Annotated in this window: 18 protein-coding genes and 1 pseudogene; 9 read left to right on the top strand and 10 right to left on the bottom strand. The window is 36.3% G+C overall.

Annotated features, from left to right (window positions below; translation table 11 throughout):
- Positions 1-177: 177 nt before the first annotated feature.
- Both gnd and ACIQZI_RS20145 read left to right on the top strand, forming a co-directional pair.
- Complete coding sequence (gene gnd / locus ACIQZI_RS20150) at positions 178-1,089, top strand: phosphogluconate dehydrogenase (NAD(+)-dependent, decarboxylating) (protein WP_403076536.1); 912 nt, start codon at positions 178-180, stop codon at positions 1,087-1,089.
- Positions 1,090-1,182: 93 nt separating this feature from the next.
- Positions 1,183-1,332, top strand: coding sequence for a hypothetical protein (locus ACIQZI_RS20145; protein ID WP_403076534.1), 150 nt, complete (start codon positions 1,183-1,185; stop codon positions 1,330-1,332).
- A gap of 197 nt (positions 1,333-1,529) precedes the next feature.
- On the opposite strand, the gene ACIQZI_RS20140 is transcribed toward ACIQZI_RS20145, so the two are convergent.
- From ACIQZI_RS20140 to ACIQZI_RS20100, 9 genes are all read right to left on the bottom strand, one after another.
- Positions 1,530-2,201 (bottom strand): hypothetical protein, encoded by a 672-nt coding sequence (locus tag ACIQZI_RS20140; protein ID WP_062186847.1) that lies wholly within the window; start codon positions 2,199-2,201, stop codon positions 1,530-1,532.
- A 3-nt stretch (positions 2,202-2,204) separates the two neighbouring features.
- Entirely contained in the window at positions 2,205-2,894 is a 690-nt protein-coding gene (locus ACIQZI_RS20135; protein ID WP_403076813.1) for a GNAT family N-acetyltransferase, read from the bottom strand.
- A gap of 40 nt (positions 2,895-2,934) precedes the next feature.
- Positions 2,935-3,789 carry a carbon-nitrogen hydrolase family protein gene (locus ACIQZI_RS20130; protein WP_062186843.1) on the bottom strand — a complete coding sequence of 285 codons (855 nt, stop codon included), beginning with the start codon at positions 3,787-3,789 and terminating at the stop codon, positions 2,935-2,937.
- Positions 3,790-4,167: 378 nt separating this feature from the next.
- On the bottom strand, positions 4,168-4,689 hold the full coding sequence (locus tag ACIQZI_RS20125; protein ID WP_403076530.1) for an RNA polymerase sigma factor: 522 nt from the start codon (positions 4,687-4,689) through the stop codon (positions 4,168-4,170).
- A 21-nt stretch (positions 4,690-4,710) separates the two neighbouring features.
- A complete protein-coding gene (locus tag ACIQZI_RS20120) occupies positions 4,711-6,681 on the bottom strand; it encodes a DUF6449 domain-containing protein (RefSeq protein ID WP_403076527.1) in 1,971 nt (656 codons plus the stop codon).
- A complete protein-coding gene (locus ACIQZI_RS20115) occupies positions 6,656-7,555 on the bottom strand; it encodes an ABC transporter ATP-binding protein (RefSeq protein WP_403076811.1) in 900 nt (299 codons plus the stop codon). The genes ACIQZI_RS20120 and ACIQZI_RS20115 overlap by 26 nt, the downstream gene beginning before the upstream one ends.
- The gene (locus ACIQZI_RS20110) at positions 7,548-7,937 is read right to left on the bottom strand and encodes a GntR family transcriptional regulator (RefSeq protein WP_403076524.1); all 390 of its coding nucleotides are present in this window, start codon (positions 7,935-7,937) and stop codon (positions 7,548-7,550) included. Before ACIQZI_RS20110 ends, ACIQZI_RS20115 begins: the two co-directional genes overlap by 8 nt.
- Before the next feature lie 233 nt (positions 7,938-8,170).
- On the bottom strand, positions 8,171-8,629 hold the full coding sequence (locus ACIQZI_RS20105; RefSeq protein ID WP_403076522.1) for a hypothetical protein: 459 nt from the start codon (positions 8,627-8,629) through the stop codon (positions 8,171-8,173).
- A 57-nt stretch (positions 8,630-8,686) separates the two neighbouring features.
- The gene (locus tag ACIQZI_RS20100) at positions 8,687-9,937 is read right to left on the bottom strand and encodes a hypothetical protein (RefSeq protein WP_403076519.1); all 1,251 of its coding nucleotides are present in this window, start codon (positions 9,935-9,937) and stop codon (positions 8,687-8,689) included.
- A gap of 585 nt (positions 9,938-10,522) precedes the next feature.
- Here ACIQZI_RS20100 and ACIQZI_RS20095 point away from each other — a divergent pair.
- Together ACIQZI_RS20095 and ACIQZI_RS20090 are read left to right on the top strand one after the other, a co-directional pair.
- A complete protein-coding gene (locus ACIQZI_RS20095; RefSeq protein ID WP_403076517.1) occupies positions 10,523-11,425 on the top strand; it encodes a hypothetical protein in 903 nt (300 codons plus the stop codon).
- Positions 11,426-11,498: 73 nt separating this feature from the next.
- The gene (locus ACIQZI_RS20090; protein WP_403076514.1) at positions 11,499-11,648 is read left to right on the top strand and encodes a Fic family protein; all 150 of its coding nucleotides are present in this window, start codon (positions 11,499-11,501) and stop codon (positions 11,646-11,648) included.
- Positions 11,649-12,791: 1,143 nt separating this feature from the next.
- Here the strand turns inward: ACIQZI_RS20090 and ACIQZI_RS20085 are convergent.
- Complete coding sequence (locus ACIQZI_RS20085; protein WP_403076512.1) at positions 12,792-12,995, bottom strand: phosphatase PAP2 family protein; 204 nt, start codon at positions 12,993-12,995, stop codon at positions 12,792-12,794.
- A 674-nt stretch (positions 12,996-13,669) separates the two neighbouring features.
- Here ACIQZI_RS20085 and ACIQZI_RS20080 point away from each other — a divergent pair.
- From ACIQZI_RS20080 to ACIQZI_RS20060, 5 genes and pseudogenes are all read left to right on the top strand, one after another.
- The gene (locus ACIQZI_RS20080) at positions 13,670-14,314 is read left to right on the top strand and encodes a tyrosine-type recombinase/integrase (RefSeq protein ID WP_403076510.1); all 645 of its coding nucleotides are present in this window, start codon (positions 13,670-13,672) and stop codon (positions 14,312-14,314) included.
- A 273-nt stretch (positions 14,315-14,587) separates the two neighbouring features.
- Positions 14,588-15,649, top strand: a complete 1,062-nt coding sequence (locus ACIQZI_RS20075) for an FtsK/SpoIIIE domain-containing protein (protein ID WP_403076508.1) — start codon at positions 14,588-14,590, stop codon at positions 15,647-15,649.
- Positions 15,650-15,972: 323 nt separating this feature from the next.
- Positions 15,973-16,311, top strand: a complete 339-nt coding sequence (locus ACIQZI_RS20070; RefSeq protein WP_403076505.1) for a hypothetical protein — start codon at positions 15,973-15,975, stop codon at positions 16,309-16,311.
- Positions 16,312-16,521: 210 nt separating this feature from the next.
- Positions 16,522-16,710 (top strand): annotated as a pseudogene (locus ACIQZI_RS20065) (SDR family oxidoreductase); the annotation flags it as partial.
- A gap of 193 nt (positions 16,711-16,903) precedes the next feature.
- Positions 16,904-17,710 carry an SDR family NAD(P)-dependent oxidoreductase gene (locus tag ACIQZI_RS20060; protein ID WP_403076503.1) on the top strand — a complete coding sequence of 269 codons (807 nt, stop codon included), beginning with the start codon at positions 16,904-16,906 and terminating at the stop codon, positions 17,708-17,710.
- The last annotated feature ends 51 nt before the right edge of the window (positions 17,711-17,761 follow it).

The raw sequence follows: 17,761 nt of genomic DNA, 5'->3' as shown, positions 1-17,761 counted from the left end.
AAAATTTCTAGGCAAAAAGATCCATACAACTGTATCACCTAAATAACAGAAGGAGATCTCATTAGTGGTGTGACCGTTCTATGCGAGAGTTTAGAACGCTATAAAATCATGTGATAGCTTAGAGATAGTAAGCGGATTATTTTCTCAAATATAATGGGCGTTCGGGAGGGAATTAACATGAAAGTCGGCTTAATTGGTTTAGGGAAAATGGGATTAAATATCGGTCAAAATCTATTGGACCACAATCACGAAGTAGTAGCCTTCGATTTAAATGCAAACTCAGTTAGGGAAATGGAAAAGTCTGGAGCTGTAGGAGTATCTAGCATTATCGAACTCGTTAAATCATTAGAATCACCAAGAATTCTTTGGATCATGGTTCCCCATTCGGTTGTTGATTCCGTGATTAGCGAAATAACCCCATTTTTATATGATGGTGATATTGTCATTGAAGCTGGTAATTCCCACTATAAAGATTCCATTCGTCGCTACAATAATTTAAAGAAATTCGGGGTCAGATTTTTAGATGTTGGAACCTCTGGTGGGATGGAAGGTGCCCGTAATGGAGCTTGTTACATGGTTGGCGGAGATTTGGGCGCCTGGAATATAGTAGAACCTATCTTTCGGGATACAGCTGTAGAAAATGGCTATTTATACGCAGGAGAAGCTGGCAGTGGTCACTTTTTAAAAATGATCCACAATGGGATTGAGTATGGAATGATGGCTGCCATCGGCGAAGGTTTCGAGGTATTAGAAAAAAGCGAGTTTGATTATGATTTTGAAAAAGTAGCAAAAGTATGGAATAACGGATCGGTTATTCGTTCATGGCTTATGGAGTTAACCGAACATGCATTTTCTAAAGATTCCAGACTCGAAGAAATCAAAGGGACTATGCATTCTTCTGGTGAAGGGAAATGGACCGTCGAAACGGCTCTCGATTTACAAACCGCTACGCCTGTAATCGCTATGTCACTATTGATGCGGTATCGCTCATTAGATAATGATACATTTACAGGAAAAGTAGTAGCCGCACTACGAAATGAATTTGGCGGGCACGCTGTAGAAAAAGGGAAACAAACCACAAATGTTTAAAGGAATAAACGAAAAATGATTTGATGAAAGGAATCTGGAATGTTCCTTTAAAGAAAGGTGACAATCATGGCCATACTGTTCCAACAATATTTTTTGAGCGAAATAGATCGAGCAAGTTATGAAAATGATGTGCTTCATGTCTGGCCAGAATTAAGTGAAAAAATCTTTGATTTAGATGATTATGAGCTTGAGGAGTTAGTCGAACAAATTAAAAGAAAGAGCATTTTTTTGTGTAAATACTGACAAAAAACATCGAAGAATGCTAACTCATTCCATTTTCATGCATGGAGTTAATTAGGATGGATGAACATAAGTACCCCCTTACCGCAGTACTTGTACTGCGGTTATACATATAGTCATATTAATCCCCCTGCTTCTAAAGAGGCAGGGGTATCTACTATTCCATTTTGCTATCTAAAAACTATAATAGTTACGATTTCTTAAAAAGATAATAGCTTGACCATTTCCTTCGTTTCTAAGCTATCAACCATAGTGTGCCATGATTTTGGTTTATTTGGTAAAATAGAATAATATTGTTTCAAAAACGTTACGATAAGATCTGTTTGAAGTTCATTAGTACTTTTATTCATTGGCAGAAAACAAAGATCGAGTCCTGTTACAGCTTCCCCATCATTGCTCCAAGATGGATGAACATAAGGAAAGTCTAGACGCTTATACCCAAGATGAGATAAGACTTCACGGCGGACATATGGATTCATCGACTTAATCATGCCAAATTCATAATGCTCTACTTGGTAAGGATCGTAGATTTCAGCAAACATCCCAAATAACTCTTTGTCATTAGCCGCCGCTAAAGCGTTCAAATCATCTAATCTTCTATTCGCTAAAAATGGACCAATCCCTTGCCCATCTTGACCGATGATTGTAAAATCTGTCATCGCCACATTAAATTCTTTATAATAGCGATACTCTGTCGCGCCTACGACTTTGTTGTCATCAACAGCAACAAACACACGAATGTCTGGGTCTTCCAAAGGCTCTTTCCACAAATCGTATTCTAACACTTCATCTGCAGGAAATACATTTTGCATTAATTGATGCAATTGTTTGAAGTAAGGATCTTGTATACTTGTAATTCTGTAATATTCCATTTTTCAGCTCTCTCCTTGTTCCGATATTGGTAAGAAAAAGGGGTTTTTCCACTCCATTAATGCCCCAAAATCACATGATTCTTCATCTTTCAAATAATTCGCCACAACTTGAACAGGGGTTCGGCCACATTGGAGAAGAAACGTGATAACAGGATCTTTTAGTTCCCCTTTTACGACAGATTCTAAGTATTGATCGGGCGTCATTTCATGCACTTTTTTATGATAACCAGGCATTCTTCCTCCACCTAGTAATCGCTCTAGTCCTTTATAAACGACGACTTCATACATGGATAACATCAGCCATTTTCCTAATCCTAGTTTTCGATAAGAGGGACTCACACTAATATCTACGACATAGAGCGTATTTCCTTTTGAATTATGGTTCCGAATATACCCATTATCCGTAATCGCTTCCCATGTATGTTCTGGATGCTTGGAATCAAAATCAACCAACAAACTGGTCATTGAACCCACCACTTGACCATCAATCTCCATACAAAGAGCCCCTTCAGGGAATAATGTAACATGATTTTGTAACTGTTCCCTATTCCACCATAATTCAGATGGAAATGGTGGCGGAAAACACGCTTGTTGAACAGCGATTAAATCTGAAAAGTCCTTTTCTTGATAATTTCGGATCACAGCTGGGATCGGACGATTCTGATTGAAGACGAAAAACTCTTTTCGATACACATGATTCACCCCTACTATTTGTGCAGTGGCTCTTTTTAGCTCACCAATCTGGATATAAATCGGTTCGGCGATCACGCCATGTAGTAACGGAACCACTTTCACGAACACGGTATAACAATTCCAAATTCAAATCCGCTGTTACGATCATATCTTGATTGATTTCCCCTTCTACTAGAATACCACGTGGTGGAAAAGGAATATCATTTGGCGTGATCACTGCTGCTTGGCCAAAATTCGCTCGCATAAAGTCAACCGTAGGCAGCGCCCCTACAGTACCTGTCGTTACGACATAGACTTGATTTTCGATTGTCCTTGCATGGCTGGTGTAACGAACACGATGGAAGCCGTGACGATCATCGGTACAAGAAGGACTGAAAATGATATCGGCACCTTTAGCCTTCGCCATTCGAACGATTTCTGGAAACTCAATGTCATAGCAAGTCAACATGGCAATGGTACCTTTATCCGTCTCAAAAACTTCTAATTTTTCACCTGGAGCCATATTCCATTCTTTGATTTCCGTTGGAGTAAGATGAAGCTTTGCCTGTTCTGCCACTCTTCCATCTGGATAGAATAGATGAGCAACGTTATATAATTTATCGCCTTTACGGACGACATGAGTTCCCCCAATAATATGCATATTTGTTTGCTTCGCTAACTTTTTAAATAAAGATAGATATTGTTCTGTAAAGTCTGGAAGATCTTGAATCGTCAAAGCTTGTCCTTGTTTATCGCCAATGGACAGTAGTTGTGTAGTGAAGAATTCTGGGAATAAGATAAAGTCTGTATCAAATTCTTCAGCTGTTTTCATATAATGTTCTACTTGTTTGGCGAACTCTTCAAACGAGCTTATTGTATGTAGATGGTATTGCACTGCTGCAACTCTTAGTTCCATAATTTCCTCCTAACTTATCATCACTATAGAGGGTCTCTCTACCTATGATGCTACATTGATGGTTGCTATTGTTATTATTAGACACATCATGATTTTTAACAAGTACACACTTTAATGTTATATAGTGATAAAAAGTATACTTTCATGATATAAACTAAATGGATTATCCTTTTTACTCTAAATGAACTTTATCAGAAAAACCCACTTCATTAAAAGAGGGTTGCTCTGATTCATTCATTTTTTATAATTTCTTCTATGTAATTTATCTTTTAAATTAAATGGATGAAGCAATCCCCCAAATGGACATACCATTTAGCAGCATTTCTACGATCATTCAAAATGGTCATTTTAAGCTTACTGCAAGTTTATAATTTGCATTTAATACAAATCCACCCTTAGTTGTTCCTTCAAACTTTTCCTAGAACGAAAAATCCATGTTTTAATCGTGCCCGTTTTTATATTCATTTGTTGGGATATTTCTTCTTCTTTTAAGCCATGAAAGGATTTTAATAGAAACACTTTTCTTTTATCTGAATCCCACCCGCTTATTTGCAATCGGACAGCTTCCATTATCTCCATTAATTCGGCTGCTTGTTCTACAGAACTATTAATCGATTCAACGAAAAGCTGACCATCCTCAAGCGGTGAAATCAGATATCGATTTTCTTTCCTCAAATAATCAATAGCCGTTCTTTTAGCAACGACGGTCAGCCATGCACCTATTTTTTCAGAATCTTTGATTGTTTCCATTTTACTAAAAGCTTTAATAAACGTTTCTTGAACAACGTCTTCTGCAAGATAAGCATCTTTCGTCATATTAAAGATCATTCTATTGAGCTTTTTAGAATATCGCTGATAAATTTCAGCAAAATTTCCATCTAGAAGCTCACAATTTGTCATCTTCCTCATCCAATCTTTGCGTTATTTTTCAAAATGGTCCATAACAAAGTCAGGCATTTTATTATGGATAAAATCCATAAGCTCAACAGAATTACCATTTTCATAAACAAACAATATGACATATTCTCCGTCACTAGGCCATTTACTGTTTTCCAAAACCATTTCTATTTCTTTCTTATCTTTGACTTTTAACACTGAATTTTTTGATTTAAACTCTTTTATTAGTTCTTCGTTGCTATAAGAATGGAACAAATTCTGATCAATGTCTTTACGCGGAGCTATCCAAACCTGATAAAGATCATCCGCTGTAACTCTTGATTTTTCTAGCATATTATTTTGTTTGAGCCATCTTTCAAAATTTTCATAGTCAGGCATCCATTCTATATAAAGACGTTTATCATTATTAAGTAATAGTTCTATACCTGAATAACCTCTTGATTCATCCATCATTTCTTCATATGTTTCAGCTCGCAGATCCTCTCTTAATGCGGCTATACTATCAAGAATTTGTTTTTGCTCCGTTATGGAGGTCCCTTTATTTACCGGTGCATTTGAAGAAATGGCAATTTTATCAACCTTTGTCGCATCTAAGCTCAATATTGGATAAATCAATTCTTTATATTCTTTAGATTCATAGATTGGTTTTAAAAGATGCGTTAGAGAATGATTCTTAGGCACATTGTATTGGCGAACTAATTTCTTGCCATTCTCCAGCTCGTAAAAGAAAAACAGATTATCGTCATACCTATTTTCTTTCCTGGTCTTCACCTCTTCATTAATAAGCGTTTTGTGCAGCGCAAGGACATTTTGAATATTTTCACTTTTCTTTAAATAATTTGTTTGACCTAACTCGTCACTATCTGCATATCCATAAATACTATTACCTATATACACTTGCTTAATCTCATTAAATTCTGGAACTTTCTTTTCAAATCCAGTAAAATCGAATTGAAACAATACCAATATCAATCCGACTGATCCTGCGAAGTAGAGATATCTTTTATATTCTCCAAACACCCTCCATGTTTTCTCGATAATCATTTTCGCTCCGAAATACCCGAGCAAAGAGCCCGCAATATATCCAAAAATAAGCCATCCTCTACTATTTTGCGTTTCACCAAAATACATCCCACAGAAAAGCATCACACATAATGCCACCCCATAGATAAAAATCGGTTTAATAGCACGAAACGCCATTGCACTCGAGGCTGCTTCTGTGTGTCGCTTTTTATACAACCATAATGAAGCAAAATAAAGGACGACGATTAATCCACTGTACAGAAGGGCAGCAAAGATACTCATCCCGCGGTTTTCAAAAGACGCTCCATAGAGGATGGGTGAATAGGTTTCTATCTTTGAGCTGAGATAATACTCATACGAGAAGCCATGTACAAAATCCTTAATATTAAAGACCCCTAACACCAATATACCCGTTGGAAACAACAATAAAAGATATGTGAGTACCCCTTGGAGAATGGCCATACCTGTAATCATTCCCACAAAAACCGCACAAAAGAAAATAAATAAAGGAAATAACCATGTAATTCCTGTCCAAATTAGAATTTCTTCTATTGAAATAAGCATCCCTAAATCAAGTACACTTCTGAAAATGAAAACAGAACAAGAAATAACTAGAACAGGAATCGTTAAAAACGCAACTCCCATTCCTACATAATGATTAAATAAAACTTTTCTACTTATGGGTAGACTATGTAGAAAATCAGCGGCATCTTTCAAATGTACGTACAAAAATAAAAAGATTGCTAGAAGCACAGGTATAATTAACATTAGTCCATACTGAATTTCAAAAAGATAAGAAAATGGATTTTTTATTTCCTGATAATATATGTATTCGTCATTTGTATGCATCATCAACATCTTTAATGGTAGCGCAAAAACTAATCCTAGAAAATAAACGATGCCGATCCAGCCCATATTTCGAAAGATTTGCATACATATTTCTTTATTAAACCAAGATGTTTTCGATGGCATAGCCTACTTCCCCCATTTCGTAAATAAAAATTTCCTCCAATGTGAGCGGAAGCATGTCAAAGATGATCGGATTATACGTATCAAAGTGTGATTCTACCTCAGACTCTTTGCCACGAACCACACATAGCCACACACTTCCCCTACGTTCATAATGAAGGATCTTCATTTCTTGAAGCCATTCTTCTCTTGGTTCATTTTTAAAAGCAACTTGTATTTTATGGACGTCTGATTTCAAATCGTCCAAATCTTTTTCAAGTAGAACGCTCCCCTTATGTAGAATACCAACATGGTCGCAAATATCTTCTACTTCACGCAAATTATGTGACGAGATTAAAACAGTCATTTCTCTTTCAGCAACATCCTGTATCATCAGGTTTTTTATTTTTTTCCTTATGACTGGATCCAGACCATCAAATGGCTCATCCATAATCAGTACATCTGGCATAGCCGAGAATGCCAGCCAAAATGCAGCTTGACGCCTCATCCCTTTTGAAAATTTATGAAGCTTCTTATCCATCTCGATTTCAAAAATCCCCTGAAGATTTTGGAATCTTTCCTCATTCCAATCAGGAAAAATCGATGAATAAAAACTAGCCATGGTCCTCAACGTATATTGAGAAAAAAAGTATGGAGTATCTGGAAGGAATATGATTTTTTTCTTTATATCAACGTTCTCAAATACAGGCGTGCCATGAATCAATACATCTCCCTTATCCTGTTTAAGGATGCCAGCTACTATTTTTAATAGTGTTGTTTTTCCAGCACCATTCGAACCTAACAGACCATAGATTGAACCCTGTTTCACCTGTAAATCCACTGCCTGAACGGCTTCATTTCCTTCATATTTTTTATATAGCTTCTTACATTCAATCATCATTTTCCCCTCCCCCTACCGACGACTCCAAATCATGAATAAGCTCGATTAGCTCCTCCGGCTTCAATCCAAGGTACATAGCTTCAGAAAGTAGTTTCTTTAGTTCCTTTATAACGCTGACTAATTTTTCAGAATTTTTAATAAGACTAGTTGGATTCACAAAACTTCCCTTTCCCTTCACCGAGTAGATATACCCCTGTATTTCTAGCTCCCGATAGGCTTTCTGGATCGTATTAGGATTAATGGTTAACTGTCCTGCCAAGGCACGAACGGATGGAAGCTGCTCATCAGGTTTTAACACTTCACTAATAATGAGCTCCTTCAATTTATCAACCAACTGTTCGTAGATCGGCTGTCTACTTCTCATATCTAATTCAAACAATCAAAATCACCCTCACTATGCACTAAGTGTACTACGAGTATTAGTACACTTGAATTTTAAATCATAATTTTGGAAATAACAAGTAGTATTTATTTTGTTAGCGATTGAACTTTAAATAATACTGAAAAAAAAGAACTGATATAGGTCATATCGATAAATAACCATAAATAAAAGACCAACATATTGTTGGTCTCCAATCTAGCAAAACTTTAAGACAAAAATAGACTCATGTTTCAACCTTTTAAATTCGTCATTCTACCCATTTTCAACAATTTAGAAAGAGCCTCACTGGTTTCTGTTACACCTTCATTTTCCTTCTCAGCACTTTCGCTATCCGTGTTCACGTCCGTTGACTTGATTTGTCGAGAAGCCTGATGCACCATTTGACTGGCAAAAGTCGCGCTTTCAGGATTCCCGAGCATTAAAGAAACGACATTATATAGGATTCTCTTTCCTTCATCCGTTTTCAGTAGGGCTAATTGATCATTCGTAAAGGGGTCCATAGGAATAAAAATCCCGTTTTCCTTATATGATCCATTCCGCCCCCTTAATCCTTCTTCTAAAAGTGTACTCATAAGTTCATTTCGGCTGCTATACTGGTTTAATAATTCATTAAACTCATCAGCCCACTCAATCGTAGTTTTAGGGGTATATTGAAAGCCTTTGCCTGGAACCATTTTGCCCTTCGACAACGTTACCACCACCTTGTAGGAATGCAAAAGAGTGTGCCATTCCTTTTCTCAGAATTCTCATGCTTCTATTGTCTGTTTTTCAATTTCAGCAATGATATTTTTTAAGAGATACGCTTTACTAGTAAAGAAACTAGCTTCCTCAATATTAGGAGGAAATAGACAATCTTCATCTTTCAGTTCTTCTAAATATTGATGGGCAAATAGAAGTCCCCCACCGACAATGATCATCTGACCGACATTTGTATCGACGAAATATCGGATGATTTTATCTTTTACTTCTTCTGCATATTCTTGTGTATATTTTTCAACGATTTTCGTGATATCTCCTGTTTTAGATTGCCAAGTTGCTTTAAATACAGGAGTATATTTAGGCTTCTTAATCATTTTTTCAATTTCAGGCTTTATAAATTTTCTCATGAATTCTTCACGTGTAAATGAGATTTTAGGTGTTTTGCTCACTCTTTCAAAACGCGCTCGAATGCTTGCAAATTCTTCAAGGTTAGCCGCCTCATTCATGATCGAATCAATAAATTTATTTGTTCCGATTGAATAGTTTGTCGATTTAGTTGAATTTAGACCATTTTCATCATACAAAGCTAAATCCAATGTTCCAGCCCCTAGGTCCGCTATCGCAAACTCATTATGAATTTGCGAGGAAAACTCTGTTTCCACCACTTCGCCATCTACTAGGTCGAAAGCTAAAGCTAAGTAGCTTGTTACCCCTTCCACATTAAGCTGGACATCAGAAATATTGATCGTTATAGTTTTCCCTTTATAAGGCCCTTTTACAGCAGTAATTTCATGCGTGCCTTTATAAAGGTTAATTTTTTCTGTAGACGCTTGTTTTGCTTCTTCGATTGGAAGTCCAAAACTCAAAGGAACGTCCACTTTATTTTCTTTACCTGATTTCCAGGCAGCTAAAGCTAAGCCAGCTAACGTTGTCACGACATGGATTTCATTTCCAAGTTTATCTCTAGCCTCACTGTTTGTTTCTCTTAGGTTCTCTTTGTTATTCGTAGCAATTTGCGCATATTCCCCTACTGTGTAATAAGCATTCGTTCGATTCTTAGGCAAGGCATTACTTTTGATATGTAAATGAAGAATCATATCATCGGGAAATAATTTATCCCTGCTTTCATCTGGCATATCTTCTGCTGTTGTCTCAGCGTTCTCTCCTATGATGCTCGCTATATTTAAAGAAACAACGTTTCCTTTTTGATCGATATACGTAATTTTATTAGAAATGTTTCCACTATCTACTCCTGCTATTAAATAATCCTTCTTAAATAAGAAATCAAGTTTTGTCACGGTCTTCCTCCCCTGGACTAATCTAGTCTAGTCTACTTTATTATCCAATATATCCATACCCGCCCGCAAAGTCAATGATTTTCTAGCGATAAATTGACGTTGTCGCCATTTTAACGATAGGCACAATAACTAAATTTCACAAACACTAGACAACACACACTCCATTTCTGTTTTCTTACTACTTCAAATTACCGTTAAATTACTGTTAACGTCGATTTATCGATAATTTGCAGCAACCTTAAGGTTTGTATTTGCAGATAATTCATCGCTAATTGCTTTTTCTACCGATTAGTTAGCGCCTACTTAACGTTGTCTATATTTCGTTTTTTTAAATCGAATAACCAAATAAAGCTTTTGTTTATCCAAACTAGTCTAAACTAGTTTGGATTTAACGTAAAAAAGTATTAAACTAGTCTGAACTAGTTTAATACTTTTTTACGTTTCTCATTGCAATTACAGATATAGTTGCTTCACCCTTATATAATAGGTAAACTGTAATTAACGATGCTTTAACGCTTAACAACGGATTATGTTTTATAGCTAAAAATAAGATAACGTTAAACTAGCGTTAAAAGGAGGGGTTCCGTGTCAGATAGATTCAATAGTAATAAGGTTTTTGTTACTGATGCACTTCATTCCGATGCTTTATTTGCTTCATTGCTTTTGGACAAAGAGTTTCATTCAAAACTATACGATGAAGAGATTTTAGCATTGGATCCTACTACGATGTATTCAACGACAGATTGTTCTGACAAATTTTTTCACATCGCTAATTCGACGCTAAGATATTATGTCAGAATGCTAGAAGGGTATTTGGAGATCTATGTTGAAGGTAGAAAGAAGAGATTACCATTCCTTAGTGTATTTAAAATCCATATGGTTTTGTTAGCACTTGAAAGAGGAGAGACCATTTCCGATATACAAGTTAAGCTAGCTCTAAAATCGATCCCGCAACAAAATAGCGGGAATGCAAAAGGAAACAAATATAATGATGAGATTCTGGATCAATTATTTTCTGAATTTGAAAGAAGACAGACTGTGATCATGGAAACACACGCACTTCACAATACGATTAATCAAATCGAAAGAGAATTATTGAAAGGGACTACATCAAAAGCCGATCGAGAAAGACAAATTGAAATAATAGAAGAAAAGATAAAAAATCATCGGTTATATCGAAAGATGGATAGACAAGCAGGAAATGTTTTACGAAAAAGTTTCGAACTTAATAAAAGAACAAGTCTTTTCTCACTTTTTTCAAGAAAAGCTACATATGATCCAGAACAAATAGAAACAGAGATTCTAGTAGATGAAAAGCTGATTAAAGCTGATAATTTAGAAGTGGAATTTATTAAGCAAATCGAGATATTAAAACAGGAGATTAGCGAAATCGAAACAGAAGTAATTGCGTTGGGAAAAAGGTTAGCAGTAGAGTCCGCTCGTCTAACAAATGAAAGGGAACTACTTTTGCAAACCAATGAAGATTAACGGTTTGTTTAGATTTTAGCAGGTAGTGTGAAATTGAGATAAGAAATTAGGACGACGCATAGGGCGAAATTAGATGTTTGAACAAATGGAACAGTTGATTAAGTGGTCTGACAACGAGGCGCAAAAGTTACATCCAGTGGAGCGAGGAGCTATGTTGCATGCAATATTCGTTGGCATCCATCCGTTCATTGATGGGAATGGGCGTACATCTGCCTTCTTTTAAATTTAGAATTGATGAAGGCAGGTTTTCCTGCAGTTGTTCTTAAAGTGGAAAACCGATTAGCTTATTATGAAGCGTTAGATAAAGCTCACACAACAAAAGATTATCGTGATTTCATTCAATTGTAGAAGTTTCACTAATGCCTTATTTAAGTGCTATTTCTTAAGCTAATTGGGGGCTTTAGGTTAAAAGGCACCACTAAAAATGATCAATCCTTTTTTCAAACACGCTCTTTCTATTTGTTCATTTATCAAGGTTATTTGTATTAATTTGATCAAACTTTTTAAATCTACATTAATGGCCGTAATCTACCTTTTTCAATGTATGATATTCGTTATTTTCGTACATTGAAAAGACCACCAAAAAGAGCCTTCTTCTTGAACGGATAGAGGTGATAGTCGGGGATATTTTACAAATGTTTTTTGGTTCCTATGCTTGTATAAGTAGTAAGTACTCTTAGACATCTAACCAGAAGCTTATAGTCGATTTTATTTTATTACAAAATAAAAACAGACAATTTAGTAGTTAACTTCCTACAAATTGTCTGTTTCGTTGTTTATTTTATGCCCACGAACTTCTTTTGCTACAGCTTTTGCAGCTTCTTCTTTTGTATCAAAAATACGCCATTGATTGTTAATCATTGTCAATACCATTTTTACACCATCCCTTATCTATAATTTTATTTTAAGAAATTAGTCTTTTTGCTCTTTTCTATTTCGTTTCTATGGTTATATTATACAATTTGAAGTTTTTTTAATCAAAATCAATGAAAACGTAACCATTCACCATGAAAGCGAGAACATCACCCATGAAAGCGTAATTAATTTAATTATTCTTAAAATTTCATTGTATATCTCTTGTTTTCGTGTATTTTTAAAATAAAAAGACATTTAACATCAAGTGTCCCGGATTAATCTGAAAAAGTATATTACACGTTGTAGCTATTTTTCAAAATCTATTGCCCCATTATGCACACAGATTTGTAAAGTTTGTAAAAATCATTGTTTACAACACCTTAATTTTAAGTCGCAATATTAGGTTTAAAAAGTATGCATACTTTATACAAAACTAGTTACTATAATGAGATGTTATCGGCATTGAAAAAGGATCTCCCAATTTGGAATATCCTTTTATGCTGCTTATTTATCAACCTTGTCCTTGAAAAATTAGCCTTTTAATTAGTGAAGTTATAGGTTTTAGTTTGAATAAAACGTAATATGTAAGTAATGCTATTATCACTCCATTTAAAATCCCTGTAACTACATCAAAAGGATAATGCACCCCTACCCATATTCTTGAAAAAGCTACACCTATTGCGATGATCTGAAATACCTTGAATCCTTGTCCCATCTAGCTTAAATCCTATTTTTCTCCATCTTTTCCTTCTCTTATCTTTTGGGGCTTCTCTTTTGAGACCCAGTCCCAGCGTTCTTGTTACCAGGGGCAAAGTAAGCACCTATAATAGCGAAACAACAAGCAAATTTAGGTGTATCACAAAGGATTTTAACTAAATATTGTTACACAAAAATTATGTGACAGTATTTTGTTACACCATATTTAGCGTGTTTTGCATGAAAACAAAGCAAGATTGGATTTGTATCTAAATAGACCGTTTTTGTGACTACAAAATAAGTGCTCTCATTCGCACATTAGGTGATTGTACACACCACATGTGTTTAATGGTCTATCGTAATCTATAGTAAAGCTCTAACTCTAAGGATTACTTTGCCCCTGGTTGCATCGACGCTGGCATTAGTCCATTTATGATTAAATTACAAAAACGAAATATTCGTTTTAAGGGAATTGGACGGAATGAAATACACTGACTACATAGAACCGTTCGCTGATTACATGTTAGCAGAAGAAAAAAGCTGGGGCACCGTAGCAGGATATAAAGGATTTTTTATCATTCATAAACAAAAAAGATATTAAGAAGACAGAAAAAACGGATGTAACGGCTTATAAGGAGCTTTTAAGAGGACGTAAATTAAAAATCCTTTCTATACAATCGCCAATTAGTTAGTGTGAAACAATTTATAACCTTTTTAAATGACCGATTCGAATTAGGACTAAACGTTCGTATTAAGCAAGAGAAGACACAGAAGCAGTATTCATTAAAGGAGGATGAATTACTCACTGAATCGGATTACGAAGCCTTGATAGCAGCTACCGTCGCTAATAACGACATCAGATCCAAAGCTATATTCGAAGCGATGAATTATTCTGGATTGCGTGTCAGCGAAATGTTGCAGCTCCGCATGGATCACGTTACCTCTAACAAGAAAATTATTGAGGACATCAAAGGAAAAGGTGGTAAATATCGCGATATCTATATCAGTGATAAGTTAAGAGTATCCTTAAAAGCCTATTTAGAAGTAAGAATCCAGTCGTACTCCAGTACCACTAAATTATTATTTGTTGGCCAACGTGGTCCAATTTCGCGTCAAACGGGTCATAACAACATGAAGAAGTATGCTGCTGTTGCTGGAATTGAGTTATCAAAAGCTCATGCTCATAATTTGCTCCACTTATTCGGACTTCGCTTGGCTGCTAAAGGGGTTCCAATTCAGGATATCGCTAAATATATGGGGCATACGAGTATCGAATTAACGAAGATCTACCTGGAGAAACCACAATCTTATTTTGCTGATCTTATTGATCAATTATAGAGGAGTTAAAAATGGATTGGAAATGACAAAAAGGACAGGTGAAATTCTACCAGTCCTTTTTATTTTACCCGTAGGTTTCTCCATTATCGGCGAATTTACATACCCGAAGAGAGACCCTATTTCATACGATTTTTTGGATACTGAAATGGATACTTGAATGGATACTTGCATGGATACCAAGTATCCATGCAAGTATCCATCCAAGTATCCATTTTAGGAGTTTAAAACGTTGATATAACAGTGTTTTTAACGGTATTTCAAAAATCGATTTCAATGTGTGACTTATTTCGTATCTTGTGCACCTTAGAACAACAGTTTTCCACCTTCGTGAAAATTGGAAATTTTACAGACTTGAAAAAGGAAAAGTCGCTGACATATATATTTTCAATTCCTACTGGCATGGATCCAAATGATATTAAAAAGAAGGATTATTGTTTCATGCAAGTATTCGGGGAACAGATCGAGATTAAAGGAGACACCAAGATTTTTACACTCAAAGTGTACGTAGGAAACGGTTCAAACTTTATTCGTTATGACGCTGATTTGTTCCGAGAACAAGCGAATAAGATGCACTTACCCATCGTTTGTGGCGCTGATATGAACGGTGCTAACGTGCTATATGACATGGATGAACATCCTCATTTGCTCATAGCAGGTGAAACGGGATCAGGGAGATCTACGCAATTGCGCTCAATCCTCAGCTCGTTAATTCAATTTAAAAAGCCGGACCGCCTGCAGCTGTTCTTATGCGATCTGAAACACTCTGAATTTCATATATTCCGCAGGGTTGAGCATGTTCAATCTGTTCTGGTAAGTCCTGTAGATATGGCCGCAATGCTTGCACATCTTAGCGATGAATTAACAAAACGTGGTGATCTATTGGATGCTCACGAGCTATCGCATATCGATGAGGTAGCTTTGCTACACAAGGAAAAGGCCATCATGGCTATTATGGAGGACATAAGCGCTATTGGGAGAGCTTTAGGTATCTTCTTAATCCTTTTTATGCAGAGACCCGATGCAAAGCTCTTAGAAGGTGCTTTAAAGAATAATTTGACCGTTCGTATGGGGTTTAAGTGTGCCGATCTGATTAACACGAGAATTATCGGTACACCGGGAAGTGAAAAATTGACGGAAAACGGAAGAATGTTGCTAAAGTTGCAAGGTCAAGACGGATTAAAAGAGATACAGGCTCCATACTTAGCCTTAGACGATGCGAAAAGTATTTTAGAGAGTCATTTATCACCTTTTACTAAAAAACCGTTTAAAGAGTCAGCTAAGCCTTCTGATAACTATTCACAAATTATCGATGCCATATTCGAGGTGTTGGACTAATAAGAAAACGAGATTTGAACATTTTAGTCGATCTCACGCGTTTTCGCTGCATGACAAGGGACGATATTATCGCTCTGCATTTCAAAGGTCTTAGGAACCTCATAACATGCTGCAATACGGTTCTAAAGAGGTTACGAAGAGACGCCCAAATCGAAGTGAACACATCCCAGCAACCATATATCTATTTCCCTTCACCCGCTCCTATAAAAAAAGACTCTGCTAAAATTCCGCATTTCCTTAAAATTATTGATTTCTATAAGTCACTCGGCAATTTTTCCGAGCTAGAATCCTTCATAGTTGAACCTAAATACGGAAAAGGTTACATGGAACCAGATGCCTTCATGATCTGGAAACGTGCACCATTCTTCGTGGAGATACAGCGCTCAGTCTATTCCGAAAAGGTTATGAATGAGAAGTTTATGCGCTATGTCACGTATTACATGAGCAATGAATGGAAGCAAGAATCGTGGCAGCCGGCAGACAAAAAGGTTTTCCCGAAGATTATCCTGATTACCGACACCCGCTATAATTTACCGCGTCATTCTGGGGTTCACTTCTTTCAAGTGCAGGATATAAAACAGTTTTTAGTGTTTGCAACTAAAACAAGAGAGCAAAAAGCAGATTCGCCAAATATAAACGAAATCAAGATAAATATAGGGTAACGGGGGGCCAATATCGCCTCCTTGCTTAGTTAAAATAAGGAGTTTGTCTGAATGTATGATTTTAGTTATTTTCGTACATTTAAAAGATGCGAGTTTTATAAAATTCTTTTTTTACTAAACCCGTTCGTTGAAGAAAATACGAACTAATTTGTAATAAACATAAACTACTGAATAATCCACTAAATAACTAACACTCCAAATTACATTCCATTCATGAAATTTAATGCGTTGCCATACCATGGTGAAGCGGATGATATCGGATATACCGTTCTATTCCTTGCATCTGATGAGTCCAAATTCATTACAAGTCAGACGATCCAAGTGGAAGACGGTCATTACATGGCCGACCCAAGCATCTCTGACTTTAATGATTGTGTAACTAAACTATACTCTGGATAAGATCAACCTTATTTGAGGATGTTAGTTAGGAAGCTCTTATTAAAATTACCATACATACAATTGACTTTATAAAAAGAATAGAGTACATTGCTAAATGTACTTTAATCAAACCACTTTTATTAAAGTAGTTTGATTAAAATTTATTTTAACTTAAGGAAAGATGCAACATATCTTGAAAAGAAGGTGGATGATTATGGGAAGAGTGCAAGGAAAAGTAGCATTAGTGACAGGTGGGGCATCAGGTATAGGGTTATCGATATCCACATTGATGGCTAAGGAAGGCGCAAAAGTCGTGATTGCTGATTTTAACGAAGCAGGAGCAAAAGAAGCGGCTGAAAACATTAAAAAACAAGGTGGGGAAGCAGTTGGAGTTTTCTTGGATGCTGGAAAAGCAGACTCAATCCAGGCAGCTGTCGACTTCACAATTGAACAATATGAAACGATTACGGTACTTGTTAATAATGTAGGTTTGACTAACTTACATAAAGATCTTGATGTCGTGAATTTAGATTTGGAAGAATGGGACAGACTGATGGATGTGAATTTAAAAAGTGTGCTATTGGGAAGCAGATTTGCGATTCCTCACATGATTAAAGCGGGGGGCGGTTCCATTATCAATACGGCCTCCATGGCTGGATTTACAGGTGACTCTGTACGATCTGCATATGGGGCGTCCAAAGCTGGTGTAGTGAATTTGACCCGTTATATCGCTGCTCAGTATGGTAAAGATCATATTCGTTGTAATGGAGTGGCACCAGGTCTTATATTAACTCCTGCAGCGAAAAATAATATGCCTCCTGCCGTACTCGATATTTTTGCGAAATTTAATGCATTGCCATACCATGGTGAAGCGGATGATATCGGATATACCGTTCTATTCCTTGCATCTGATGAGTCCAAATTCATTACAGGTCAGACGATCCAAGTGGAAGGCGGTCATTACATAGCCAACCCAAGCATCTCTGACTTTAATGATTATGTAACTAAACAGTCGAAATAATCGTCTGGACATTCATATAACTAAACTATACCCTGGATAAGATCAGCCTTA

The organism is Peribacillus sp. NPDC096379, from assembly GCF_044762875.1.
In the GTDB taxonomy this organism is placed as follows: domain Bacteria; phylum Bacillota; class Bacilli; order Bacillales; family DSM-1321; genus Peribacillus.
The sequence above is the reverse complement of the archived record's forward strand: the minus strand, read 5'-3'. Positions and strand labels throughout refer to the sequence as shown.